Source organism: Candidatus Ozemobacteraceae bacterium, from assembly GCA_035373905.1.
Taxonomy (GTDB): Bacteria; Muiribacteriota; Ozemobacteria; order Ozemobacterales; family Ozemobacteraceae; genus MWAR01.
Genome location: DAOSOK010000015.1, coordinates 67,922 through 92,522 on the forward strand (window position 1 = coordinate 67,922; position 24,601 = coordinate 92,522).

22 protein-coding genes and 1 riboswitch are annotated in these 24,601 nt (G+C 64.6%); of the genes, 6 read left to right on the forward strand and 16 right to left on the reverse strand.

All coding sequences use genetic code 11. The features are described from left to right. Positions 1-7: 7 nt before the first annotated feature. Positions 8-2,338: an S-layer homology domain-containing protein gene (locus tag PLU72_09175; GenBank protein ID HOT28348.1), complete on the reverse strand. Its 2,331-nt coding sequence runs from the start codon at positions 2,336-2,338 to the stop codon at positions 8-10. 353 nt (positions 2,339-2,691) lie between these two features. On the opposite strand from PLU72_09175, the gene PLU72_09180 reads away from it, so the two are divergent. From PLU72_09180 to PLU72_09205, 6 genes are all read left to right on the forward strand, one after another. Further along, positions 2,692-3,897: a tetratricopeptide repeat protein gene (locus PLU72_09180; GenBank protein HOT28349.1), complete on the forward strand. Its 1,206-nt coding sequence runs from the start codon at positions 2,692-2,694 to the stop codon at positions 3,895-3,897. A gap of 102 nt (positions 3,898-3,999) precedes the next feature. Further along, complete coding sequence (locus tag PLU72_09185) at positions 4,000-6,882, forward strand: HEAT repeat domain-containing protein (protein ID HOT28350.1); 2,883 nt, start codon at positions 4,000-4,002, stop codon at positions 6,880-6,882. 224 nt (positions 6,883-7,106) lie between these two features. Beyond that, on the forward strand, positions 7,107-7,826 hold the full coding sequence (locus PLU72_09190) for a hypothetical protein (protein HOT28351.1): 720 nt from the start codon (positions 7,107-7,109) through the stop codon (positions 7,824-7,826). Positions 7,827-8,003: 177 nt separating this feature from the next. Next, a complete protein-coding gene (locus tag PLU72_09195) occupies positions 8,004-8,450 on the forward strand; it encodes an Hsp20/alpha crystallin family protein (GenBank protein HOT28352.1) in 447 nt (148 codons plus the stop codon). A 53-nt stretch (positions 8,451-8,503) separates the two neighbouring features. Continuing rightward, entirely contained in the window at positions 8,504-8,902 is a 399-nt protein-coding gene (locus tag PLU72_09200) for an Hsp20/alpha crystallin family protein (protein HOT28353.1), read from the forward strand. 240 nt (positions 8,903-9,142) lie between these two features. Then, positions 9,143-9,820, forward strand: coding sequence for a hypothetical protein (locus PLU72_09205; protein HOT28354.1), 678 nt, complete (start codon positions 9,143-9,145; stop codon positions 9,818-9,820). A 63-nt stretch (positions 9,821-9,883) separates the two neighbouring features. Here PLU72_09205 and eno read toward each other — a convergent pair whose 3' ends face one another. The 15 genes from eno to speB all read right to left on the reverse strand — a co-directional run bounded on the left by eno (position 9,884) and on the right by speB (position 24,065). Continuing rightward, positions 9,884-11,182 (reverse strand): phosphopyruvate hydratase, encoded by a 1,299-nt coding sequence (eno, locus tag PLU72_09210; GenBank protein ID HOT28355.1) that lies wholly within the window; start codon positions 11,180-11,182, stop codon positions 9,884-9,886. A 159-nt stretch (positions 11,183-11,341) separates the two neighbouring features. Further along, a complete protein-coding gene (gene secG / locus PLU72_09215) occupies positions 11,342-11,767 on the reverse strand; it encodes a preprotein translocase subunit SecG (GenBank protein ID HOT28356.1) in 426 nt (141 codons plus the stop codon). Between the two features lie 97 nt (positions 11,768-11,864). Continuing rightward, positions 11,865-12,860, reverse strand: coding sequence for an iron ABC transporter permease (locus PLU72_09220; GenBank protein ID HOT28357.1), 996 nt, complete (start codon positions 12,858-12,860; stop codon positions 11,865-11,867). Beyond that, positions 12,857-13,702, reverse strand: coding sequence for an ABC transporter ATP-binding protein (locus PLU72_09225; protein ID HOT28358.1), 846 nt, complete (start codon positions 13,700-13,702; stop codon positions 12,857-12,859). Before PLU72_09225 ends, PLU72_09220 begins: the two co-directional genes overlap by 4 nt. Further along, entirely contained in the window at positions 13,699-14,679 is a 981-nt protein-coding gene (locus PLU72_09230) for a helical backbone metal receptor (GenBank protein ID HOT28359.1), read from the reverse strand. The genes PLU72_09225 and PLU72_09230 overlap by 4 nt, the downstream gene beginning before the upstream one ends. 1 nt (position 14,680) lies before the next feature. Beyond that, a complete protein-coding gene (gene cobU, locus PLU72_09235) occupies positions 14,681-15,229 on the reverse strand; it encodes a bifunctional adenosylcobinamide kinase/adenosylcobinamide-phosphate guanylyltransferase (GenBank protein HOT28360.1) in 549 nt (182 codons plus the stop codon). Then, a complete protein-coding gene (gene cbiR / locus PLU72_09240; protein ID HOT28361.1) occupies positions 15,229-16,065 on the reverse strand; it encodes a cobamide remodeling phosphodiesterase CbiR in 837 nt (278 codons plus the stop codon). Before cbiR ends, cobU begins: the two co-directional genes overlap by 1 nt. Continuing rightward, positions 16,062-16,832 (reverse strand): adenosylcobinamide-GDP ribazoletransferase, encoded by a 771-nt coding sequence (gene cobS / locus PLU72_09245; GenBank protein ID HOT28362.1) that lies wholly within the window; start codon positions 16,830-16,832, stop codon positions 16,062-16,064. Before cobS ends, cbiR begins: the two co-directional genes overlap by 4 nt. Before the next feature lie 30 nt (positions 16,833-16,862). Next, on the reverse strand, positions 16,863-17,951 hold the full coding sequence (gene cobT, locus PLU72_09250; protein HOT28363.1) for a nicotinate-nucleotide--dimethylbenzimidazole phosphoribosyltransferase: 1,089 nt from the start codon (positions 17,949-17,951) through the stop codon (positions 16,863-16,865). 27 nt (positions 17,952-17,978) lie between these two features. Then, positions 17,979-18,155, reverse strand: a riboswitch (cobalamin riboswitch). A 155-nt stretch (positions 18,156-18,310) separates the two neighbouring features. Then, positions 18,311-19,039, reverse strand: coding sequence for an ATP-binding cassette domain-containing protein (locus PLU72_09255; protein HOT28364.1), 729 nt, complete (start codon positions 19,037-19,039; stop codon positions 18,311-18,313). Then, positions 19,036-20,610, reverse strand: coding sequence for a hypothetical protein (locus PLU72_09260; protein HOT28365.1), 1,575 nt, complete (start codon positions 20,608-20,610; stop codon positions 19,036-19,038). The genes PLU72_09255 and PLU72_09260 overlap by 4 nt, the downstream gene beginning before the upstream one ends. 8 nt (positions 20,611-20,618) lie before the next feature. Next, positions 20,619-21,644 carry an extracellular solute-binding protein gene (locus PLU72_09265; GenBank protein HOT28366.1) on the reverse strand — a complete coding sequence of 342 codons (1,026 nt, stop codon included), beginning with the start codon at positions 21,642-21,644 and terminating at the stop codon, positions 20,619-20,621. Positions 21,645-21,660: 16 nt separating this feature from the next. Next, positions 21,661-22,284, reverse strand: coding sequence for a 2'-5' RNA ligase family protein (locus PLU72_09270; GenBank protein HOT28367.1), 624 nt, complete (start codon positions 22,282-22,284; stop codon positions 21,661-21,663). A gap of 32 nt (positions 22,285-22,316) precedes the next feature. Further along, the gene (locus tag PLU72_09275; protein HOT28368.1) at positions 22,317-23,138 is read right to left on the reverse strand and encodes an A24 family peptidase; all 822 of its coding nucleotides are present in this window, start codon (positions 23,136-23,138) and stop codon (positions 22,317-22,319) included. Positions 23,139-23,144: 6 nt separating this feature from the next. Further along, on the reverse strand, positions 23,145-24,065 hold the full coding sequence (speB, locus tag PLU72_09280; protein HOT28369.1) for an agmatinase: 921 nt from the start codon (positions 24,063-24,065) through the stop codon (positions 23,145-23,147). Positions 24,066-24,601: the final 536 nt, after the last annotated feature.

The window sequence follows — 24,601 nt, forward strand, 5'->3', positions numbered from 1 at the left end:
TCGTTTCTCAGAAGTTCGCCTTGGCTTCGAAGGACAGCATTTTCTGGGTTTCGATCGACTCCCAGTCGCGGCCGTTATCGGTGCTGGTAACGTCCCAGCGCCACTTGTCGGGGTAGTCATATCCGAATTTCAGTTTCACGCTGGCGTCCTTGCTGATATCGTAGATCAGCTCGCCGTAGATGTTCTCGCGGTCGAGGGAGTCCTTGAGACCGTTCTTGTAGTCGATGACGCCGCGTGTGTAGAAGGCGCGGCCGCGGAATTTGTCGGTGAAGTTTTTCTTCAGCTCGGCGAGAATCGCGTTCGCCAGGCTCGATTTGGTCGAATCGCCCGAGTGTTCGTAATCGACGTGCTGCACGCCGCCCGTCAGGCTGGTCGTGGGTGTCAGATTGTACGTCGTTTCCCCGATGTAGTCGATGCGGGTGTTCTCCTTGGTGGGGGTGTTCGCCCACCGAACCTGGTGTTCGACGCTTCCCTTGGCGAAGACGCGCGGATTGATGTTCGAGTTGAGCTCGAAGTAGCCCGTGCGGTCGTTGCGCTTGTAGGTGGTGCCGCCGACCTCTTCCTTGTCGTCGTGGTCGGTCGAGACGTAGACCTTGCCCTTGCTGCTGACCGACTCGTTGAGCTTGAGGTCGAGCTCGATCGTGTTCTTGATCGTGCCGGACTCGTCGGGCAGGGCGTCGAGCTTCTGCTCGTAATCGTATTTGAGGGTGGTGTTGTCGGTGAAGTCGGAGAGCACCTGGTAGGTGAACTTGCGGCCGGAGTAGCCGTCGGTCTTCTGGGGCGCAAAGGGATCGACTTCCCAGGTCTTCGTCAGGTAGGTCGCTTCCATCGAGAGGTTTTTCGCGATGCTCAGGAGCTTGTTCCCGAAATCGTAGTTGCTCGAGAACCGCGTCAGCTTTTCGCCATAGAACCCTTCGTGGCCGTAGTTGTCCTTGAAGATCGGGTCGTCGGGATAATCGCTGTCGTCGTCTTCGTCGCCGATGTCGTAGGCCCAGATCGGGGCGAGGCGGGCCCGGAACTCCTTGCCGAAGTCGTAATGCTTGACGGTGCCGGTGAAGCCGCCGTTCTGCACGCTGATGTCCATCTTCGTGGCCTCGTCGCCGAGGCTTTTCTTCTTCTTGTTGTCGCTGGTGTCCTCGTGGTAGTCCGTCGAGGTCAGGAACTCCGCCGTCGCCTGGATCTTGCCGACGCGCTCGGTGGAATAGTTGATGTCCGCGCCCCGGACGGTATTCGAGTTGCCGGGAGTTTTATAGTCGGCGATTTTTTCGGCGTAGGTGGTGCCGACGCTGAACGAGTCGGGGCTGAACTTGTTCGGCAGCTTCCAGACGAGGCGGCCGCTGAGAATTTCCTTCTCGTCGGTATAGCTGTATTTGTTGTCGCGCTTCAGCATCGAGGCCTGATAGTTGAGCCCCCTGTCGGTGCCCGACAGTTCGACGCCTTCGTATGGCTCGGTGATGTCGGTATCTTCGGTGAGGGTGTTCAGCGGATCGTCGATGCCGGTGATCGATTCACCCGCGAACACGCGCACCTTCATCGATTTGGCGTTGCTGATGAAGTGCACCTTGTTGGTCTGGGCATACCGGTCGTTCTGCACCTTCGTGACATAATCGTCGATGGCATCGAAGGGGTTCGAGCCGCTGCTCTTGCCGAAATCGTTATACACGAGCTTGTTCCAGGACTTGCCGCTGACGTAGCCGTACAGCTCGTAGAACGTCTCGATCTTGTCCCCAAGCGGTTTTCCCGTGAACCGGAGGTACATCGTCTGGTAGAACGTGACCAGCCCCGGTTTCGAATACATATCCTCTTTTTCGATCGGATCGCCCCACTCATCGCGATACACCGTTCCCGGATCCATGACATACTGGCCGAGAGCCCGGTAGAAGCCTGACACCTTCACCTTCGGAAGCGCGCTTTCGAGCTGTGACATCTTCGACTCTGCGTCCGCCATCCGGCGCTCGAGCCCGTCGACGCGCACGCCGAGAAGGCCCAGCTCGTCACGGAACTCTTTCGTGAGCCGGGAAAGGGCCGCCCGCTCGGTTTCGGTCGCCTCGCTCTCGCTCGCCTTCTTCCCGTCGATCTGGCGCAGCACGCGCGCGAGAACGAGGGCCATGTCGTAGCGGGTGATCACCTTGCGGCCCTTGAACGTGCCGTCGGGATACCCTTCCATGTAGCCGGACTTGATCAGGAAATCGATGTCCTTGTAGGCCCAGTGGTCCTTCGGAAGATCCTGGAACGCCGCGCTCTGCGCTCCGGCCGATGCCGGAATCAGGCAGAAAAGCAGAAGCGCCCCGATCAGAGCCAGGGCCGAGAACCTCGTTCGTGCTTGCGTTTGCCTCATGTGCGGAGCCCGGTTTTTTCCTTTGTCCGAGATAACCCATCAGCCCTATCGGCATTTTCTGCACGAAAACTGAGATTCCCTTCCGGAATTTCGGGGACGTGATATCGAACCCGGATGTAGGATCACGTCCCCGGAACTCAGAAGAGCGTCGAGATGCCAACGCCGCCCTTTCCGCATGGGAAGGTAAGGGTGGTTTGAAAACTGGACTACGGCAGCCAATATGCCTGTATAACCGAACAGACCTTCCCGGTATTGTCGCTTCGTATCTGGGTGCCTGTGTCATGAATGATCTCGGGGTATTTGGAATGATTCACTTCCGATGTGCAAATGGCGAATTTGTTTTTTTTGATATCATGGACGGCATGAACGTGAGCGAGTCGGAAGAATTTGCGAAGACGCAGTTCAGGCTGCCGGGGCACCTGTTTTTTATCGTGCTTGGTATTATGTTTATTGCGATAGAAACGCTGCTCGGGCAGCTCTTTTACCTCACGCTCGAGCGGGGGATTCTGCTGATCGTGGGACTGGGCGTCGCGCTGACGGTGATTTCCCTGGCCGCGCGGAGGCTCGTCGACGGGGTGCTCGGGCGGTGCGGCATGATGATGCCGACGGTCGTGCTGTGGATGTATCCGCTTGCGACACTCGCCATGACGTGGCTGCTGTCGTGGGTGCTGCTGCGGGCGGTGCCGGAGCTGGCGGGGCGGGGGTGCTGGACGGCGCTGCTGAGGCTGAACGCGAAGACGGTCACCGGGGCGTTCAACGGGCCGTTCCTCTCCTTTTTCCTCGTCATCCTCTCCTGGACGCTCGTCGAGGCCTGGCGGTACCTGCGCTGGTCGATCGGGTGGGCCGATTTCGTCACGAAGCTCTCCGCCGAGGGCGGGCTGCCGCCGATCGATGTCATGGCCGAGCGGCGCGAACGACAGCGGGCGATCGAGGCCGACCGCGAGCGGGCGAGGCACTGGAACCGGTGGGGAACGCTGATCGTCTTCGCCGGCACGATCGGCGCCTTCGTCTGGATCACGTTTTTCCGGCCCGAACTGATTCTGTACTACCGCGGCATGGCCCAGCTGAGGACGCTGCAGAAGCCGGAAGCCGCGCTGGCCGCCTTCGAGCAGCTCATCCGGAAGTATCCGCACTACCGGTACGCCGACTCGGTTAAATACTACATCGCATGGGTCGAAGAGCGCCGCCTGGGCCGGTTCGCCGACGCCGCGCGCTCCTACGAGGCCTACCTTCGCGAATACGGCACCGACAACGTCTGGGCCGACGACGCGCTCGCGAACCTCGTGCGCCTTTCCCTCGACAAGCTGAACGACCCGGCGGCGGCGCTCCGCTGGACCGCGGAGTATCGCCGCGTCTTCCCGGAAGGCATCATGGCCCCCCACGTGGCCCTCTACGAGGTCCGCGCCCTGATGACCCTCGGTCGCGCCGACGAGGCCCGCGCATCGTTAGCGGCCGCCCGCAACCGGTTCGGCGCCACCGATTTCATCATCTACGACAGCGAGGACGACTACGCCGGCCGCATTCCCTTCGAATCCGCCGCCGCCGCGCTGAGTCTGTAAGCCCTTCCCGCCTTCAAACGTCCCTCTTCAACCTTCAACCTTCAAACTTCTTCGCTCGTGGTATACTTCGGCGGGATCGAGATTCTTCGCAGAGGAACATCTATGGCCGAAACACGCACGCTCAAAGGCGATTGTCAGATACAGCGCGAACTTGAGGACCTTGTCACCGACCTCAAGTCCACCCTCATCACCAAGCGGCTCAAAGCCGTGAAGTCGCTGGGCAAGCTGAAAACGCCCCTGGCCGTCGATCCGCTGAAGGACATGCTGGCGGACCGCTCGAAAGAGGTGCGATGCGCCGCCATCGAGGCGATTGCCGCGATCGGGCCGGCGAACCTCGTCGAGCTGATGATTCCGCTCTCGCGCGACCGGTCGGCCGACGTGCGGCTCCGGGTCGCCTACGCCCTGACGGGCCGCGACAACGAGGAGGCCGTCCGGTGCCTGCTCGACCTGATGCGCGACCTCAAGGACAGCGTCGCCGTGATGGCGGCGAAATGCCTCGCCCGCAGCCCCCGGTCCGCCCTCGCGGTCCTGATCCGCCAGTTCGGCGACAAGAACTGGAAGATCCGCTCGCGGTCGGCGATGGCCGTCAGCCGTATGGGCCGCGCCGCCACCGATGCGCTCAAGGCATCGCTCGACGATCCCGACCCGAACATCCGGTTCTGGTCCGCCATCTGCCTCGGCCGCCTACGCGACCGGAGCTTCACGAAAGACCTCGTCGCCAAACTCTCCGACCCGGAAACGGGCGTGCGGATGGCCGTCCTGCGCGCCCTGCGCGAGATCGGCGATCCGAGCGTCGTCGGGAAGCTGTTCGAAGCCTTGTCCCAGCCGTCCGAGCAGGTACGCGACCTGATCTACGAGACGCTGAAGGATTTCGGCACCCATTCCATACCGTTTCTTATGGAATCGCTCTCCAGCGAATACTGGATGGGACGATCGCTCGCGGCGCGCGCCCTCGCCGAGATGGGCAGCGAGGCGATCTCGCCCCTCACGGCCGCGCTTGAGAGCCAGGACAAGGAACGGCGATTCTGGGCCGTCAAGATCCTCGGCCAGATGCGCGAGGAGTCGGCCTTGCCCGAGATCCGGAAGTTCCTCACCGACCAGGATTCGGAAATCCGCATGGCTGCCGTCCAGGCGCTGGGCGGGTTCCCCCAGCCCGACACCGTTCCGCTGCTCATCGAACGGTTCCTCGACCCTTCCTGGGTCGTTCGCCGCGAAGCGTGCAAGTCCGCCGTCGCCTGCGGCATGCCGGCCGTCCCGGCTCTGCTCAGCGCCCTCGGCTCGGTCGAGGAGGACGTGCGGTACTGGGCGCTTCGGGCGCTTGGAGACATCAGGCCGGCGGGCATCTTCCCGGAGATCGTGAAACTGCTTCGCGATCGGTCCTGGACGATCCGGAAAACCGCCTCCGAGGTGCTGAGCACGTTCGGAAGCGAAGCGCTGGTCGAACTGACGAACCTGGCCTCGGAAGGCGACTCCGAGGTCCGATACTGGGTGCTGCAGGCGCTTGGAAAAATAGGGTCGAATATATCGCTCCCTCTTCTGTTCCGTGCGCTCGAAGATCCTTCCGAGGCGATCCGCAACTCGGCCCAGAAAGCCCTTGCCAACTACGGCACGAGCATTCTGGACGACCTGCTGGCCCTGTTCAAGAGCGACAAGCGGCGGTTGCTGGAAAGCGTCGTCCAGACCCTGCGCCAGATGCCCGCCGAGCTCGTCGTCCCGCGCCTTTGCCAGGCGCTGGGCAAATACGACGAGCATTTCAGCTACTGGATCCGGCGCGTGCTTGAGGGATTCCCCACACAGGCCCGCAAGCCCGTTATTCAGCTGCTCGAGAGCAAGGCGAACGAGGTCCGGCGCCAGGCGATCCTGGCCCTCGGCCAGATCGGCCGCCAGGAAGATGCCGAGACCGTCGCCGCGCATCTGAAGGACGAACACTGGCCGGCTCGCATCGCCGCAGCCGAGACGCTCGGGACGCTTTCGGCGCCGGAGTCGGTCGACGCTCTGCTCGACGCGCTCGAGGACGACGACGAGGACCTGTCGATGGCGGCCTGCAAGGCCCTTGGCCGCATCGGCGACGACCGCGCCGTGCCCGGCCTCATGTCCGCGCTCCAGCGCGAGTCGTGGACCGTCAAAGCTCACGCCGTCCAGACCCTCGGTCGCATGAAGGCCCGCCGGGCCATTCCCGACCTGCTCCGGATGCTCGACGAGGAGGCGCTCGACCTGAAGATCCCGGTCGTGCGGGCCATCGGCGAGATCCGGTATGCGGACAGCTACAAAGCCCTTCGCGAGCGATTCGAGCGGGAAATCGACGTCGAGGCTCGCGTCGCCTATATCGACGCGTTCGCCCTGCTCGGCCAGCCGGCGATCGTGCCCGAGCTCGTCGAGCTCCTCAAGCCGATCCATCCCTGGGAGGAGCGGCGCGCCGCGATCAAGGCCCTCGGCCAGCTGCGCCCCCCCGCCGCCCAGGCCCCGCTTCTCGAAGCGCTCAAGGACAACGACCCGCTGATCAGCCGCGAGGCTCTGACGGCGCTCAAGGCCATCATGCCCCCCGAGGAGTTCCGCAGGATGGAAGACCTGCTGAACACGACGAGGCGCAAACAGGAGGCGTTCCAGAGTCATTTCCAGGAAGGCATGCGGCAGATGCGGCTCGGCGCGATGGCCGACGCCGAACGCGAACTCAAATCCGCGCTCAAGATCAACCCGAAGGCGGCCTACGTCTACTCGGCGCTCGGAAACCTGTATTACAAGACCGGCAAGCTGATCGACGCCACCAAGGCCTACGTGGCCGCCGTCCAGGTCGAGCCGCGCGACATAACGCTCCGCCTGAACCTTGGCATGGTCTATTACCGGCGCCGCGCCTACAAGGAAGCGTTGGCGACGTTCCAGGCCATCGCGAACGCGGTTGACCCGCGCAGCCAGCACGGCACGTATTCGGCCAAGATGATCGAGAAGATCCAGATCGAGGCGAAACAGCTCCAGGGAAGCGTCTGACGGCACCGTCGATGCGCGGGAACCGTCCCGCCCCGCACGGAAGCAGCGAACCCGGCACCATGCGAACGATCGTCCGCCCCGACGTTGCCGAGAGACCCCGTCTCTCCCCGGCCTCGGCGGCTTCATGTGCAATCTTATTCATATATTTAACATTATTATATCTGCCAGCCTCCGATGCGAGACCGTGCGGGTTCTGCAATGTTTCGATTTCCGACCGGGCGACGGTGTGCCCGTCGTGCCTGCGGGCGGTCACGTGGCCGTCCGCACCGCCGCGTTCGCGGCGGGCGAGCGTCGTCGTCCGGCGAGGACGCGACGCATTCATTCGCGGTCCGAACGACGCACATCCAGCGGCGCGCGCGGCGTCGAATGCCGGCGGACCGTCGTCCGGGCCCCTGGGCTCCTGGTATTCAGCGACGGGACTGCGGTATCTCGTTCGCTTCGACATCCCGGAAGCCTGCGGCGAGGCCGGCATCGATCCGGCCTCCTGGACTCCGGCCCGCGCCACGCTCGTGGTGCGCGTCACGCCGGATGGCGACGCCCGCGAGGATGTTCCGCTCGTCGTCTACGCCCTCGCTCGCCCGTTCGAGGAGGGGGCGGGCTTCCCGGGGATGAATTTCCGGAACGAACGGGGCTGCACCTGGTTCCGGGCGACGACCGAACTTCCGTGGGCGACGGCGGGAGGGGATTATTTTTCCCAGCCACGCGCCTGGGGGAAGCTACCCCGCACGGGAGCGGCCGAGGTCGAGATCGACGTCACCGATATCATTCGCACGATCTTCGATGCGTATCACAAGACGGGGAGGTGGGAGGATTTTGGTCTGATCCTCATGCGTGACCCCGAAGCGCCCGCCCGCTGCACGTACCGGACCATCTTCAGCCTTGAGGCCACGCCATGCACCGGTATTTCCAGGGCGGCCCGCTCTCCGGAGCTTCTCCTCGAGTAGCCCGTTCCCGCATGAAGCGAGCGACGTCGCGGCGACGTCGCAGACGTTTGCCGCAAACGACGCAAAACCCGTGTCATGCCGCTTGGAAAGCGAGATTTGTTTCCCTGGCACGCGCATTGCTTTATCGGGTGTCGAGGTTGAAAAACCACTTCGAAGAACGACGAGGAGGTATGAAATATGAATCTCTGGAGCTTTTTCAAGGAAATGGAAGACCTGCAGAGCCAGCTCGGCGAGCTGACGCGCGAATTCGGTTCCGGCCGCTTCCCGAAACTCGCGTTTCTGCCGGGGCTGTCGGCCAGGCACTTCCCGCTGATGAATATCGGCAGCGATGAAAACAACGTGTTCGTCGAAGCCATCGCCCCCGGGGTCGACCCCGAAAGCCTCAAGGTCAGCGTCGTGAAGAACTCGCTCACCATCAGCGGGCAGAAGACCAAGTCGACCATCCCGGACGAAGCGTATCACCGCTGCGAGCGCGCCGCCGGCAAGTTCGTCCGCACCGTCGAGCTTCCCGTCGACATCGATGCCGACAAGGTTTCGGCCGAATACAAGAACGGCATCCTGTCGCTGACCCTGCCGAAGGCCGCCGCCGCCCGCCCGCACCTGATCGAAATCAAGCACAGCTGACGCGTCGCCGGCATCGGAACCGACGCATGAAGATGAATACAGGAGGAAATAGTATGGCTGAGAAGACTGTTCCCGAAATCAAGAAGGAAACACCGGTCATTCAGCGCGAAGTGACCCGCAACCGCGAGTATTTCGCCACGCCGCTCGTCGATATCTACGAAACCAATGATGGCCTGACGGTCATGGCCGATCTGCCCGGAGTCACGAAAGAGGGCCTCAAGGTCCAGGTCGAGGACGGCATCCTGACGATCGAGGGCAAGGCGCCGATCTCCCAGCGCGAGGGACTTCTGGTCAAGGAATACGAGCCGACCAGCTTCTTCAGGCAGTTCGAACTCTCGGAAAACGTCGCCCAGGACAAGATCACAGCAGAGTTGAAGCACGGCGTCCTCACGCTCACCCTCCCCAAGGCTGAGGCGGCCAAGCCCCGCGAAATCCAGGTCACGGTAAGCTGACGCACATCGGCAGACCGGCCAGGGCGCAGATTTCGGTGTTCAGAAATCTGCGCCCTGTTCTTTTCGCCAGGGATCGGAAACTTCGGGAAAAGACGGTTTTCAGCGTTTCATCTGCGGATGCTTGTTCCCCGAGGGATTTTTCCAGACCGATTCAGCGAGGGATTTTTTGTCCTTGACAAAGGGATGACTGGTACACACATTCTCGACCCGGAGTCATTTTCTGTACACACGGAGGTCGAAATGCGTCTGAAATTCGTGATACCCGTCGCCGTTCTTTCACTCCCGTTCTGCATCTTGTGGGCGACTGCTCCCGCCCGGGCCGTCACCGACGGTTCCACCCGGCAGGTGCTCGAGAAGCAGGAGTTCAGCGAGTTCCTCATCCGGAGCTCGATTTATCCGAAGTCGCGCCACGACGTGTTCGTCAAGGAACAGCGAAAGAGGGTTCCCGGCGTGAGCGTCCAGCAGCAGCTCATCTACGAGCCCGACGTCTACACATGGGAACTGGCGATGGCGGCCCACCGCAAACAGATGGCCGAAAACCCGCCGGTTGTGGCCGTCCCGGCCGCGGATGTCATCGCGCCCGTTCCGATGCTGCCTGGCGCCATGCCTCCGACCGGCCCGGGCCAGGTCCAGCTGACGCCGCTCGGCGACGGCGGCTTTGCCGCCGCAAAGCCCTTGCCGGCCGATGCCGATGCGAAGATGGACAGGATTCTCCAGCGCGCCCAGAACTCCGGGCTGTCACCCGATTCGGAACTTCGGGCATCCCAGATCAAACAGCGGATTCTGGATCACATGAACTCGCTGAACGCGCCGGCGCCGACGGCCCCGGCGATGCCGGCGAACGCCCCCGCCGTCCCGATCCTGTCTCGGCCGCTTCCCGGAGGAACACCGGCCGACTCGTTCGACCGAACGTATTGATCGTTCTTGAAACAACCGTAGGGGCGGGTTTGAAACCCGCCCCTACATCGGTATGTACGCCCGTCAGCGGCGGTTGATGTTGTAGAGGCCCTGCAGACCGAGGAATTTGGCGGTTTCGCCCAGCTCGTCTTCGATCTTGAGCAGGCGGTTGTATTTGGCGATGCGGTCGGTGCGCGACGCGGAACCGGTCTTGATCTGGCCGGCGTTCATGGCGACGGCGAGGTCGGCGAGCGTGGTATCTTCGGTTTCGCCCGAGCGGTGCGACACGACCGAGGTGTAGCGGGCGCGCTCGGCCATTTCCATGGCCTCGATGGTCTCGGTCAGGGTGCCGATCTGGTTCAGCTTGATGAGAACCGAGTTGGCGATGCCCTTCTCGATCCCCATCGCGAGGCGCTTCACGTTGGTGACGAACAGATCGTCGCCGACGAGCTGGATCTTGCCGGCGTTCTTGTCGGTCAGATACTTCCAGCCATCCCAGTCGTCTTCGGCCATGCCGTCCTCGATCGAGATGATGGGGTATTTCTTCGCCCAGTCGAGCCAGTAGTCGGCCATCTCGCTCGGCTTGCGCTGCGACTTGTCGGACTTCTTGAACACGTAGACCTTCTTGTCGGCGTCGTAGAACTCCGACGCCGCCGGGTCGAGAGCGATGAAAATGTCGGAACCGGCCTTGTAGCCGGCCTTTTCAATGGCGGTCAAGATGACTTCGATCGCTTCCTCGTTCGACTTGAGGTTCGGCGCGAAGCCGCCCTCGTCGCCGACGGCGGTGTTGTAGCCCTTCGCCTTGAGGACGGCCTTGAGCGCGTGGAACGTTTCGACGCCCATGCGCAGCGCATCGGAAAAACGCTTGGCGCCGGCGGGCATGACCATGAATTCCTGGAAATCGACGTTGTTGTCGGCATGGGCGCCGCCGTTGAGGATGTTCATCATCGGAACGGGCAGGACGCAGGCCTTGGTGCCGCCGATATAGCGGTACAGGGGCGTGCCGGTGAACTCGGCGGCGGCTTTGGCGATGGCGAGCGAAACGCCGAGGATCGCGTTGGCGCCCAGCTTGCTCTTGTTTTCCGTCCCGTCGAGGGCGATCAGCGCGTGGTCGATGATCTGCTGTTCGAGCGCATCCATGCCCTCGAGTTCCTTGGCGATCGTGTCGTTCACGTTCTTGACGGCCTTCAGCACGCCCTTGCCCTGGTAGCGCTTCTTGTCGCCGTCGCGCAGTTCGACGGCCTCGTGTTCGCCGGTCGATGCGCCGGACGGAACGGCGGCGACGCCGTATGCGCCGCTCTCGAGGAGCACCTCGACTTCGATGGTCGGATTCCCGCGGCTGTCCAGAATCTCACGCGCCTGAATGGCTTCAATGATCGACATGAAACGCCTCCTGAAAGGATATGACCCGGCTCTCCGGAAACTGTCGCGCAGTTCGGTGCTCGGGCGGGCGTAGTGTATCACACTTCCCCGACGCGAAAAAGAGCGCCGGCCCGTCCTTGTCGGGAACGGGCCGGCGTGTGCGGTTCTGGATGCGAAGCGTTACTGGCCTGTCGGAACCGCCGGGACAGCGGGAGCTGGGGCCGGGGCGACCGGAGCTATGGGAGCCACGGGAGCCGCCGTTTCCGGGATGGCCGCGGCCGGGGCGACGGGCTCGCCGGCCGCCGGGATCGGGATGCTGGTCTCGATCGGCGCGGGGCGGGACGAGAGGTCGACACCCTGAGAGGCTTTGTCCCAGTCGGGGAGTTTGAGCGCGAGTGTCAGGGAGGTGAGCATGAAGATGACGGCCATTCCCGTCGTGATCTTGGTCATGATGCCGCCGCTGCCGCGTTCACCGAAAATGGTGTTCGACGAACCGCCGCCGAACGCGCCGGCAAGACCCTCGCCCTTGTCGGCCTGGAGCAGGACGACGACGACAAGTCCGATGCACACGATGAAGTGAATCAGCTTCACGAGAACGGCGATCATTCCAAGAGACTCCTTTGCAACCGTACATGAGGTGGACAGGGGGGAAGTCTACCAACCCGTACATGAAAAGTCAATTCTTTCCTTCCGGCCGCGGTGATCACTCGAGCGATGTGTTCGTCGAGGAGGCGCCGAAGAGCAGCCAGAGGAAGAAAACGCCGCCGATGAGGGAGGTGAGAACGCCGACGGGCATTTCGGAGGGGGCGACGACGGTGCGGGCGACGGTGTCGCAGGTCGAGAGGAAGATGCCGCCGAGGAGAAGCGAGGCGGGAAGCAGCGTTCGGTGGCCGCCGCCGAACCAGAGGCGGCAACAGTGGGGAATCATGAGGCCGACGAAGCCGATCGGGCCGCAGAGAGCCACGACGAACGCCTCCAGAGCGCACGTCACGAGGAAGATCGCGTGGCGGATTCTCTCGACCGGCACGCCGCGGCTCTGGGCGATGTCTTCGCCGACGGCCAGCAGGTCGAGTTCCCAGGCGAGGGCCCACAGCAGGAGTCCGCCGAGCAGGGTGACGGGCAGGAGGATGGCGACCGTTTCCCAGCCGCTCGACGAGAGGCTTCCCATCAGGTGTCGCATCATGCGGAAGGCGTCGGTCGCGGTCGAGGCGTAGTGCGAGAACATGATCAGGCTCGAGCAGCAGAAGCTGATCGCGACGCCGGCGAGCAGGAGACGGGCGTTGGAGACGCCGCCCCGGCCCCAGGCAAGTCCGTAAACCGCCGCCACGCAGGCCGCCGCGCCGGCGAAGGAGGCGAGAATGCCCCCCGGACCCGCCGTGCCGGTATCGGCTCCCCAGCGCATGTAGAGTGCTGCCCCAAGAGAAGCCGCGCCGGAAACGCCGAGCGTGAACGGCGTCGCGAGAGGATTGCGGAACATCGCCTGGAACGCGGCCCCGGCGACGGACAGGGCCGCCCCGGCGAAGAACGCCGTCAGGATGCGCGGCATGCGGAGTTTCCACAGCAGGACGGCTCCGGCGTCCGGAGCGCCGGGGCGCAACAGCGCGTCAAACGCGACCGGGACGCCCCCGATGAACGGGCCGATCAGCATCGTGACGACGGCGGCAATTGCAAGGCAGGGAAGGATGATCCGGCCGTTCATGCGCGATCGCCTCCGGCCGGTTGAGCGGAACCGTGCAGCGTAACGGGGACGAGCAGGGTGCGGCCGGTTCCCCGGTGCCGGATCGTCTCGAACTCGACGCCGTAAATCCGGGCCAGTCGGCCGTCTTCGACGAGCTCCGCCGGACTGCCGGAGAAGGCGACGCGGCCGCCGGAAAGAGCGATCACGAGGTCGCCTTCCAGGGCGCCGCCGTTCAGGTCGTGGACGACGCTGACAACCGTGCAGGGACCGCCGGAGCCGTTTCCTTCGAGCCGGATTCCTTCGAGCAGATCGGCAAGCTCGAGCTGGCGCCGGTAGTCGAGAAAGGCGGCCGGCTCGTCGAGGAGCAGGATCGGGGCTTCCTGCGCCAGGGCCGCCGCCACGAGCACCTTCTGGCGCTCTCCGCCGCTGAGCGTCGACAGGTCGCGCTCGGCGAAACCGGCGACGCCGGCCCGTTCGATGGCCCGCTGAGCCGATTCGCGGTCGGCCGCGTCCGCGGAGCCGAACAGGTGGCGGCCGTGCGCGTACCGGGAGAGCAGCACGAAATCGGCGACGCGGCAGGGCATCGTCTTCTCGGTCATCTGCGGAACGTAGGCGATCTGCCTCGCGAGACCGCGCGCGTCGAGGGAGGAGAGCGGCCGGCCGTTCACGAGGATCTCGCCGGATGTCGGCTTCACGAGGCCGGCCAGGGCCTTGAGCAGCGTCGTCTTGCCGGCCCCGTTCGGCCCGATGATCGACGTCCTGGCGCCGGATGGTATATCTATGGTTATATCATGAAGAACGCGGACCCCGCCCAGGTCGACGTTCAGGTTCACCGCCCGCAGGGCGGGCGCAGGAACGCTCATGGCATCGGCCTCGTTTCCGCAGGATGCCAGTTCGCCTCGGGGTGGATGAGCCTGGCCAGCCGTTCGGCGGCTTCGGCGGCGGAGTCGGGGCCCGGAATCGACAGGTGGGGCTCGGTAAGGAGGGCGACCTGGCCGGATGCGACGGCGGTCATGCCCGGAACGGCGGCCCATGCGGCTTTCAGTCCCTCGATGCCGCCGGGTTGGCGGTCGGGGTCGGGAACGAGGTCGATGACGACGTCGGGGTTCAGGCTCATCAGACCTTCCTGGGTCACGACGGGATACGCCGTCAGGGCCTTGCCACGCCAGGCGTTTTCGGCGCCCGCGAGCCGGAGAAGTTCGTCGTGATACGCGCCGGGCGCCGCGACGTATGCCTGCTCGATCCGGCCGCCCGAGACGTCGCGGCCGACGGCAAGCAACACCCGCGGTCGGGGACGGTTTCGGACGGTTTCGGCGACCGCGTCCAGCCGGGACTGGAACCGGGCCGCGGCGGACGCGGCGGCGTCCGGGACCCCGCACATCTCCCCGATGCGCCGGATTGCCAGCGGAATGTCGTCGAGCGCGATCTGATGAATCTGGACCGTCTCGATGCCCAGTCCGGCGAGACGACGGGCGAGGCTCTGCTGATCGGACCCGCACAGGACCAGGTCGGGATGCTTCGCGGCGATGGCTTCGATGCTCGGCTCGAGGCATGTGCCGATCGACGGGATCGTTCGCGCGGCGGGAAGGTGTTCGCAGAAATCCGTGATCCCGACGAGCCGGTCGCCGAGACCGAGAACGAACAACGTCTCGGTCAGGCTCGGCACGAGCGAGACGATGCGCATCGGCGGCTTTGCCGAAATATCTTTCAATATATTATCTGGTTTTATGGTATTCAGATCGTTTTCGGCGAGCACCACGCAGGCGACCCAGAAAAGAAGCGGCACGAACAGGACCAGGGCGCCAACCCCGACCGAACGCTCCATTCGGCGCATCGTCATCTCACTTCTCCTTCGCGCCGGCGACCGGCGGTTTCGCCTGCACCGGAATGCCGCACACCATGAAAATCACGCGGTCGGCGCGGGCCGCGACGGCCCGGTTCAGTCCCCCGGCCAGGTCGCGGAAACGTCTCGCCATGGCGTTTTCCGGAACGATGCCGAGCCCGACCTCGTTGGTCACGAAGACCAGGTCGCACGGCGGGCGCTCGATGAACTCGAGAAGCTCCTGTACCGGCCGATACGAATCCGCGTCCGGTCCGAGATGATGCATCAGGTTGCTCATCCAGACCGTGAGGCAGTCGATGACCGCGATCCCTGTTCCGGCGGGCAGGCTTCGCAGGGCCCCCGCCAGGTCGACAGGGGCCTCGATGGTGGGCATGTCTGCGGGCCGCTCCCGGCGGTGCTTTTCGATCCTCTGCCGCATCTCATCGTCGAACGCTTCGGCCGTCGCCACGAAAACCGCCGTTCCGTCGCGCGGCCCGAGGACCAGGCTCAGCGCATGATCGCTCTTTCCGCTGCGGGCGCCGCCCGTGACGAGGGTGATTCCGGCCATCACATCGCCTCCCCGCGCCCCGGAAGCGACCGACACAGATCGCGCATCACCCGCATCGAGTCGTGAAAATCGCTTTCGGAGAAGATCTCCATCGTCAGAACGACGGGGTCGCCCGACCGTTGGGCCAATCCGCGCGCAATCCCCGACAGAACGCCGGCATCGCAGGCGGCGAGCGATTTGTGGTCCTGGCCGTCGATGATGCCGTGCGCGTGAACGATGCGGGTCCGCCCGGCCAGCCGGTCGAAGTGGTTCGCGACATCCCGTCCCGTCAGCATCAGATGACCGATGTCGAGACAGACGGCGAGATCGAGCTCCTCGACGACGGGCAGGACGAGATCGAACGGATACTCCAGCGTCTCGGCGCAGAGACGCCGCGAACCGACCCTTCCGGCAAGCCGCTCGAGCGCATCTCGATGCCCGTCGAGCCATCGCCGCATGTCGTCCGCGGGCGTCTGACTGCGCCGGTCCCCGGTGAAATGCACGACGTAGGCGAACGGTGACAGCGGCTCCATGCGGTCGACGAGGCGCAGACAGCCGTCGAGAGATTCGCGGCGGGTCTCCGGATCGGGGTGCCCGAAAGCGACGTCGAGGGGGAAATGGACCGTGTAGCTCAGCGCGTGCTCTTCCGCGATCTCCGCGAGCTCCCTGACGGCGTCCGGCGACGGCAGGTTGGAAAACGCGTCCGACTCGAACAGGACCAGTTCGACGTCGTCGATGCGGGGCGCGAGCCATCGCACGTTCGGTAGTATATCATCAGGAATAATATATGAGGTCGTCCCGAGCCTGAAGTCGAACAGCCCCTTCAGACAGAGCGCGTCTGCGCGCACATGTGTCATCCGCATCTCCCCCCGTCCGGAAGGTTCCAGGCGAAGACGACCAGGACGAGGGCTTCGCCGAGTTCGCTCAGGGCTCCGAGCGTGTCGCCGGTCATGCCGCCGATGGTGTTGCGGCAGGCCCGCGCCCACCAGGCGACCAGCAGCGAGACGGCCGCGGCGAGCGCCAGGGCGAACGTCCGGCCGAACACGAGACCGGCAGACAAGGCCGGAATCGCACATGATATTATACCGAAATATATTGATCGATGCGGGAGAAAGACGGAGGCCAGGCCGCCCTCGGGGCGGGCATACGGCATCCAGGTCAGGCCCGCCACCTGAAGGGCGCGGCCGAACACCGGCGCGAGCAGGAGCGCTCCCGTCCGCGCACCGCCCTGCGCCAGTTCCGCGATCGCCGCCGCCTTCAGGCCGAGCACCAGGGCCAGCGCGAGGACGCCCATCGATCCGATGCGGCTGTCGCGCATGATTTCGAGAATCCGGTCGGGGGTTCTCGAGCTGAAAAAGCCGTCGGCTGTGTCGGCAAGGCCGTCCAGATGCAGACCCCCGCTCAGAACCGCGAGCATCGCGACGGCAAGGACCGTGCGGACCGACCAGGGCAGTCCGACGTTCCGCGCGGCGAGATCGGCGATCGCGACGAGCCCTCCCACGGCCAGCCCGACGACCGGGAACCAGGGCGCCGATCGTCCGATCTCGTCCGATGTGAACGCGGTCGACACGGGAAGCGTCGTGAGAAACTGGACTGCCGCGAGAAACGTCCTGATGCCGCTCATCGTATTCCCTGAAATGCTCGATAACCCGGCTCAGGAGGCAAAGACGCTCTCGGCCGTGGTCACGTCGGCCTCGCCGAAGGTGGCCACATCGGTCAGAACGGCGCGTGCGGCGAGAACGAGCGGCATCGCGAGAGCCGCGCCGGTCCCTTCGCCGAGCCGCAGACCAAGGTCGAGAAGCGGTTCGAGCCGGAGTTTTTTCAGGGCGAGGATGTGGCCGGGCTCGACGCTTCTGTGCGCGGCGATCATGTAGTCGCGCGCATCGGGGGCGAGCGCCTGGGCCAGCAGCGCGGCCGCGGTGGTGATGAACCCGTCGACCAGCACGGGCTTTTTCGCGGCGGCGGCGCCCAGGATGAGGCCCGCGAGGCCGCCGATCTCAAATCCGCCGACGGCCGCCAGCACCCCGACGGGGTCGGATGGGTCGGGAGCGTGCAGATCGAGGGCAGCCTGGATGACCGAAATCTTGCGGCGAAGCCCGGCATTGTCGACGCCGGTTCCGCGGCCTGTCACGCGCTCGGGGGGCTCGTTGCAGAAGACGGCCGTGATCGCGCTGCTGGGGGTGGTGTTGCCGATTCCCATCTCGCCGAGACCGAACAGGTCGTAGTCGGGCGCCAGGCGGCCGGCCAGGGCGATGCCGGCTTCGATGCTCGCGACGGCCTGTTCCCGCGTCATGGCCGCCGTTTTCGCCAGGTTGGCCGTTCCCTTGGCGATCGGGTTGGAGATGATGCGGCCCGCGGCGGCGAGGTCGGATACATCGCCGGCCACCCCCATATCGACGACCAGCACATCGGCGGTGACGACCCCGGCCACGGCGTTGATGCCGGCGCCCTTCGCGATGAAGTTGCGCATCATCTGGACCGTGACCTCGGAGGGATAGGGGCTGACCCCTTCGGCCGTCACGCCGTGATCGCCGGCCATGACGACGACGGCGCGCCTGTCGAGCCGCGGGGCCAGGGAGCGGGTCATGCCCGCGACGTCGAGCGCCAGATCCATGACGCGGCCCATGGCCCACGTCGGCATCGTGAGGTTCGAAAGCCGCTCGCGCGCACGTGCGCGCCAGGCGTCGTCGGCGGGGGTGATGGCGGCGATCGTCGCCGGAAGTGCAAAAGATAGCGCAGTCATACTGCCGTCTCCTTGTCGCGAAGGCATGATCCGTTCGTTCGGCGGGGCAACGTCTTCTGGCTTCCGGATCCTTCTCGCGCCGCGCCTTCCCGTCTTTTCAGACAGTGGCATGATGCGGCGGTCGTTCCCGGCTACAGCGACGGACTCGCAACGGCATTCGACCGTTTTCCGTTCGCCCCGGCCACCTTGTACCCCTTTTTCGCCCCGGTGTCAACCGGGACGCAAAAAGGGAAGTGGATACTCCTCTCCTATGGGAGGCGACAACTATCGCGTATGAAATATATCGTATGCGACCTGACATGATACGGCCGTTCGCCCTGAGCTTGTCGAAGGGCGAGAGCTTTGGTGCTTCGACAAGCTCAGCACGAACGGCATCGAGTATGCGAGTATACGGGAAGAGTGTCGTGTTCCTTTTGCGACGAGTAGGAGAAGTTCGCCTGAGGCCTGATGCGGCCGGCATCGAGCCGAAGACGGCACATGGAAGATACAAGCGAGGATTCATGGGAAACGATGAGAAGCGTCGCTCCGGTTGCGGCGTGCCAGTCACGGATGACGTCGGCGACGAGATGCTGGGAGGTTTCATCGAGGTGGGCGAACGGCTCGTCAAGCAGCAGAAGGGCCGGAATCGCGGCCAGGGTGCGTATCAGCGCGGCGCGACGGGCTTCCCCGCCGGAAAGGTCGCCGGGAAACCGGTTCCACAGAGATGAGATTTCAAGCCGGTCCCCGAATTCCCTGATCCGCTCTTCGGGAAGGCGGTTCGGCGCGGCTTCCGCAACCATGCGGACCTGCTCGGCAATCGTCAGATGCGGCCACAGCGCATCGCCCTGGAACAGCATCCCGACGTTCCGCAGCCAGGGCGGGACGATTCGGCCGGGTGACGACACCTCGGCATCGCCAACCGTGATCGTGCCGGAGTCCGGGGCATCGAAGCCCGCGATGAGCCTGAGCAGAGTGCTCTTTCCGCAGCCCGACGCCCCGAACAGCACGGTCGCCGCACCCGCGTCGATGTTCAGCCCCAGTTCGTCGAGAACGGAGCGACCGTTGAATCTCTTCGTGACGCCCGTTACGACGAGCGATCCGCCTCTCATACGCTTCCTTTCCGCTCAGGAAGAGCAAAAGCCGCGGCGGCATGCGTCACGACCGCAAGCAGAAGGCCGAGCAGCAGACCCAGCCTGCACACGTCGCCGCCGGCGCCGTAATGCATGAGGTTGAACAAGCGCAACGGGAGGGTTTCCCCGCCCGGCGGCACCGTGAGAAGCGACACGTCGAGCTCCCGGATCGACACGGCGAAGGCGACCCCGGCCACGGCGCACACCCGGGGCAGTTCGAGCCGCATCCGGAGCAGGCTTCGTCGGAAGGCGCTTCCAGACAGCAGCATCGCCGCTTCCCCGGCGGGCGGGAAGCCGGCCGGAGTCCGCATGAACGAGGCCACGAGCCAGGCCGCGGGAAGAATCCGGGCCAGATGACCGCACCAGATCGCCGTTTCTCCGCCGGCGAACGGGGACAGATTCCAGAATCCGGCATGGGCGACTCCCGTGCATCCGGCCGGAATGGCGAGAGCCAGCGCCGAAACCATCAGAGGGATTCGCTTCGCGGCTGCGCCGAGCGCATCCCCGAGAACCAGGGCCGGAATGAGCGCAACGAGGGCGCACCCGCCGGCAATCGCCACGGATGTCCGCATGGCGGGAAGCGCGGCCGCCAGCATGGCCGCGCCGCCGCCCGCCCGCAAGGCCCCCATGACCAGCCCGGCGACGGGCACGGCGATGCCGCACATCGCGATGATGCAGCCGGTCGCGGTTCCGGCGCGCCACCAGGCCGGCCAAACGGCAGAATCGAGCCAGAGCGGCCGGCCGGGCCGCTCCCCGGCGCGTCGCGACGCCCCTTCCCGCGCGATCATCGCACTCCAGGTCGCGGCCGCGCATCCGACGAGCAGGGCGAGCGGCCAGGACGACAGAAGAACGTTTCCGGCCGGGCTGCCGCCCGTGAACGACGAAACGAGCTCGGTGGCCATGACCGGCGTCTGCAGATACAACGGCACCCCGTATTCCGCGAGGGTCTGGCCGAATACGAACAGCCAGACGGCGGCCGCGGGGCGTCTCAACGCAGGAATGACGGCCACGCGCACCGCCCCGGCCGGACCGAACGCCGCCAGCGCGGATTCGAACGGCGCCGCGAGATTCCGGCGGAGCACCGCCTCCAGGACGAGCGCAACGGGCGGCGCCGCGGCCAGGCCGAGAATGATGACGGCCCAGCCCGGGCCGCTGAGCCCCGGCGTGAGAGAGAGGCGCATGGCGACGGCATCGGATGCCGCGACCCAGCCCAGCGTCAGGAGATAGGGCGGCACGACGAGAGGAAGCAGGAGGAGTTCGCGCGTGCGCACAAGGAAGTCCCGGCGGGACAGGAGCGTCCAGGCGAGTCCGCCGCCGGAAAGGACCGCGAGCGTGGCCGAACCGAACGCGATTCCGGCCGACCGTGCGGCAAGCGGCCACAGCCGTTCCCATGACGGTGGACAGGCCGTCGCGCCGATTCCGGCCGGCTCCCGCAGAACGGAGGCCAGCGCCATGAACGTCAGGGGAGCGAGAATCACCAGCCCGGCAAAGACGACGGCCGCCGCAACGGCGCGTTTCGTGCGCGCCGCGGCCGGCCACCAGTCGTTCATGATCGGGCTCAGCGCATGAAGCGGTCGCGCAGCAGCGCCGTCGCCGAAGGAATAGCTTCCGCTATAGACGCCAGGCCGACCGGCAGGGGGCGGAGCGAACCGAGCGCCGGCAGGCCCGCCGGAACGGGGCCGCCCGGGCGGGCGGAGATCTGCTGCGACTCTCCGGCCGCAAGCATCGCCTCGACCTCGACCGAGGCGAGATAATCGGCCAGCTTCGCGGCTTCGCTGGCATGCGGGGCGCCCGCGATCACGGCGACCGTGTTTGGAATGAGCAGGGTGCCCGAGCCGCCCGGCTCCTGGTCGGGAACGATCATGCGCACCGGGTCGCCGCGGGCGACCGAGACGAGGGCGTCGTCGGTGTCGGTCAGGCCGACGAGGCAGGCCCCGGCCGCTACGCGATCGCGCACGACGGCGTTCCCGTCGACGATCGCCGCCCCGTTCCGCTTCAGTCCCTCAAAGAACTCGAGCATGCCGGTTTCGCCGCTCATGGCAAGCATGGCCGCGGCATGGGTGTTCGTCGTTCCGAAGAGAGGAAGGCCGACGGCCACCTCGCCGGGCTTCCAGGCCGGGGAGAGCAGGTCGGCCAGCCTGGCCGGCATCGATGCGGCGGCGAGTTTCGCCGTGTTCGCGATCAGCACGCGGGCGCGCAGACCGAACCCCACCCACCGTCCCTCGGGATCGCGAAGCTCGGGCGGCAGATCGCCGGCCGTCGGCCAGTCGCGGGCCGCGAACATGCCCTCGTCGGAAAGCCGCACGGTATGCGCGAACTCCGAACTCCAGAACACGTCGCACTGGGGGCGCGCCCGTTCGGCGCGCAGGCGGTTCGCCAGGCCGACCGTCTTGGCCGCCTCGGTGTCGAAAACGGGTTTGACGCGAATCCCCGTCCGCGCGGTGAAGCTCGCCAGGACCGGTTCGGCAAACGGCTGGTCCACCGTGACATACGCCGTAACGACGGGCGCTTCGGGCCCGCAGGCCGTCACGAAGAGGGCGAGGGTCAGAGCCACGCAGACGACGAAGAACATATGACGTGCCATCAGCTTCTTATCTCCTTCACCTGGATCCCGTCAGGGAAAATGTCCCAAGTGTCTCGAGGATGACGCCGCGTTCCCCGACGCTGCCCAGAGCGATTCGGGAGGCCTCTCCGCGCGATTCGGGGCATCCGAGCGACTCGACGGCTTCCGTCACGCCTTCCCCGAGATGACCCACCGTCACGTGCGGCCGGAAACGGCTCAACACCCACGGAAATCCATATTTCATGATATAGACGCACTCTTCTTTTGTGAAGCGTTCCTGGTCCTCGAGAAATTTCTCGCGGATCGCCCCGCGCCTCAGAACGTTCAACGCCGTGACGACGCGCTCGTGGAGCCGCAGAAGAGGTTCGTCCGCGACGACCTTCCAGAAGATGTAGCCGTCTCTGGAGGTTTCGATCTCGCGAAGAACGATGGAAAACGGGGCCGTTTCCGCCGCGACGGCATCCAGTTCGCGAGCGACGGACGCCCGCTCGGCCTCCGGGAACAATCCCATATACAGGGTGATATGCGGAATCCTGCCCGCTTCGAAATCGACGCCGCCGCCGGCCGAAGAGACGACGAGCCGGTTCAGCGCGCGGGCCTGTTCCAGCGCCTCGTCGGGCAGTTCCAGATAGACGTCGAGATACGCGAGTCGGGTTTCCATCCGTTTTCGTTGGGCTCGCCGGCCGGGGCCGGTCAGCGTCCGTGCAGAAATTTCGCCTCGACCCAGGCGTGATACATGTCCATGATGTTCAGCAGCGGCTGGATGCCGCAATAGAAGACGAAAATGAATGCCACGCACAGATACGGGCCGAAGGGAATCATGTGCGTGAGCGGCTTGTACTGACGATGATACCGAATCTTCTGGTAGATGATGCTGCCGACGCCGCCGATGGTTCCGAGGAGACTGGCGAGGACGACGATGGCGATGACCGGCTTCCAGCCCATCCAGGCGCCGAACGCGGCGAGCAGTTTCACGTCGCCGCCCCCCATGCCCTCCTTCTTCAGGATCTTCCAGGCGAGCCAGCCGAGCGCCCACAGGAACCCGCCCCCGAGGAGAAAGCCGAGGATGCTGTCGGTGAGCGTCACGTAGTATTGGGGCGGCTGTTTCCCGAGCGGCGACGTCCAGACCCAGCAGGCCAGGGCATAGGCCAGCCCCGCCCAGCTGCCGTTGATCGACAGCTTGTCGGGGATGATCAGGAACCTGACGTCGACGACCGTGATGATCATGCACGAAACGCCGAAGACCCAGGAAAGAACGGCTTTCGTGCCGATTCCCCAGATGCCGACGGAAAGGCCGGCCAGCGCCGCAGAGAAGGCCAGGTAGGCCAGGTCCTGGTTTTTCCCGGCGTTCACGCAGCCCCGACGCAAGCCGCCGGGGCAGACGTGGCATTTCGTGTAGTCCTCGAGCAGATCCTCGTGGCCGGGCCAGGAACGTATAGCCCATGATATACGAGGTCCGGCGGCCGCGCCGAGGATCACGGCGGCCACCACGCTCAGAATGTCGGGAAGAGACACGCCTGATCAGCCCTCGCCCCGGGGAATCCAGCCGTTGCGGGCGAAAATCTTGCCGAGCAGTTTGAACGTGAGTTTCGCCGCCAGGAAATCGCCCGCGATCTGTCCGGGGATCGGGCAGAGTTCCATGACGTCGAAGCCGACGACGTTCTTCTTCGCCACGACCGCGTCGAGCAGTTGAAGGACCGGATACCAGAGCAGGCCGCCCGGTTCCGGCGTTCCGACGGCGGGCATGATCGAGGGGTCGAACACGTCGAGATCGATCGTTATATAGACATGCTTTTTTAACCGGTCGACGACTCTCGGGATCCAGGTCTCGGCCGGTCCCTGCAGATCGTGGGCCCAGAAGATGCCGTCGTGACGAGCCTCGCGGACGAATTCCATCTCGCCGGACGAGATGTTCCGGATGCCGACCTGGGTCAGTTCGGCGAGATCGTAGACGCGGCGCATGACGGACGCATGGTTGTAAGGCGTGTTCTCGAACGCATCCCGCAGATCCGCGTGGGCGTCGAGCTGGAGAACGCTGAACTCCTCGCCGTATTTCTTCCTGAGCGCGCGTACCGGGCCGGTCGAGATGCTGTGCTCGCCGCCGAGAACGACGGGGAGTTTGTGGTCGGCGCAGATGGCCGCGACGGCCGATTCCACGTTCTTGATCGTCGCCTGCGGGCCGGACATGTCGGGTTCGAGTTCGGGCAGGGTGCAGACGCCCGCATTGAGAGGCTCGCAGTCGAGTTCCAGATCGTACAGTTCGACGTTTCGCGAGGCCATGAGCAGGGCGGCCGGACCTTCGCGGGTGCCCGCGCGGTAGGACGTGGTGCTGTCGTACGGCACGGGAAGAATGACGGCGTGGGCGTTTTCATAGCGGGCTTCGTCGGCCGGCAGACCGAGGAAGTTGTAACCGCCGCGGAAATGCAGTTTATCGAGTGACATGCAGCCTCCGTGGTGGAAGATTCACGGGTGCCATCATACCACAGGATGTGACGAATCACGGAGACGCGACGCTCTGGATGGTTACCATTCTTCTGACGACTCAATTTCTATGAGATATTAAGCAAGGGGTATTTCATGACCGATAATCAAGTGGTCCCTCAGAAAAGAGGATATGTCTGAACGGAAACAATCGTAGAGGATTTCCGGGGATCGATGTCCAACCCCAAAAATATTTTCTTGACTTTCATGAAATACGCAAATATACTCTCGGACCAAGGTGTAAGACCTGAAACACCAACCAGGTGCGCGGAAGGAGGTGCAACTGAAGTAGGTAGCCTGATAGGTGTGGTCCCAAGCCTGAGGGCGAAGAAGACAAGTAGAAGCGAGATCTTAAGGGTGCCAACGGAAAAACTGGAAGGGAACGTGGATACTTCAAGTGAAGCCGGAAACACCCCCAAAAGAGAACAAATCGAACGGATTCTTCCCCGCCAAGTGGTAAAAACTCCAAAAACCAAAATACCGAAAAGGGGAAAATC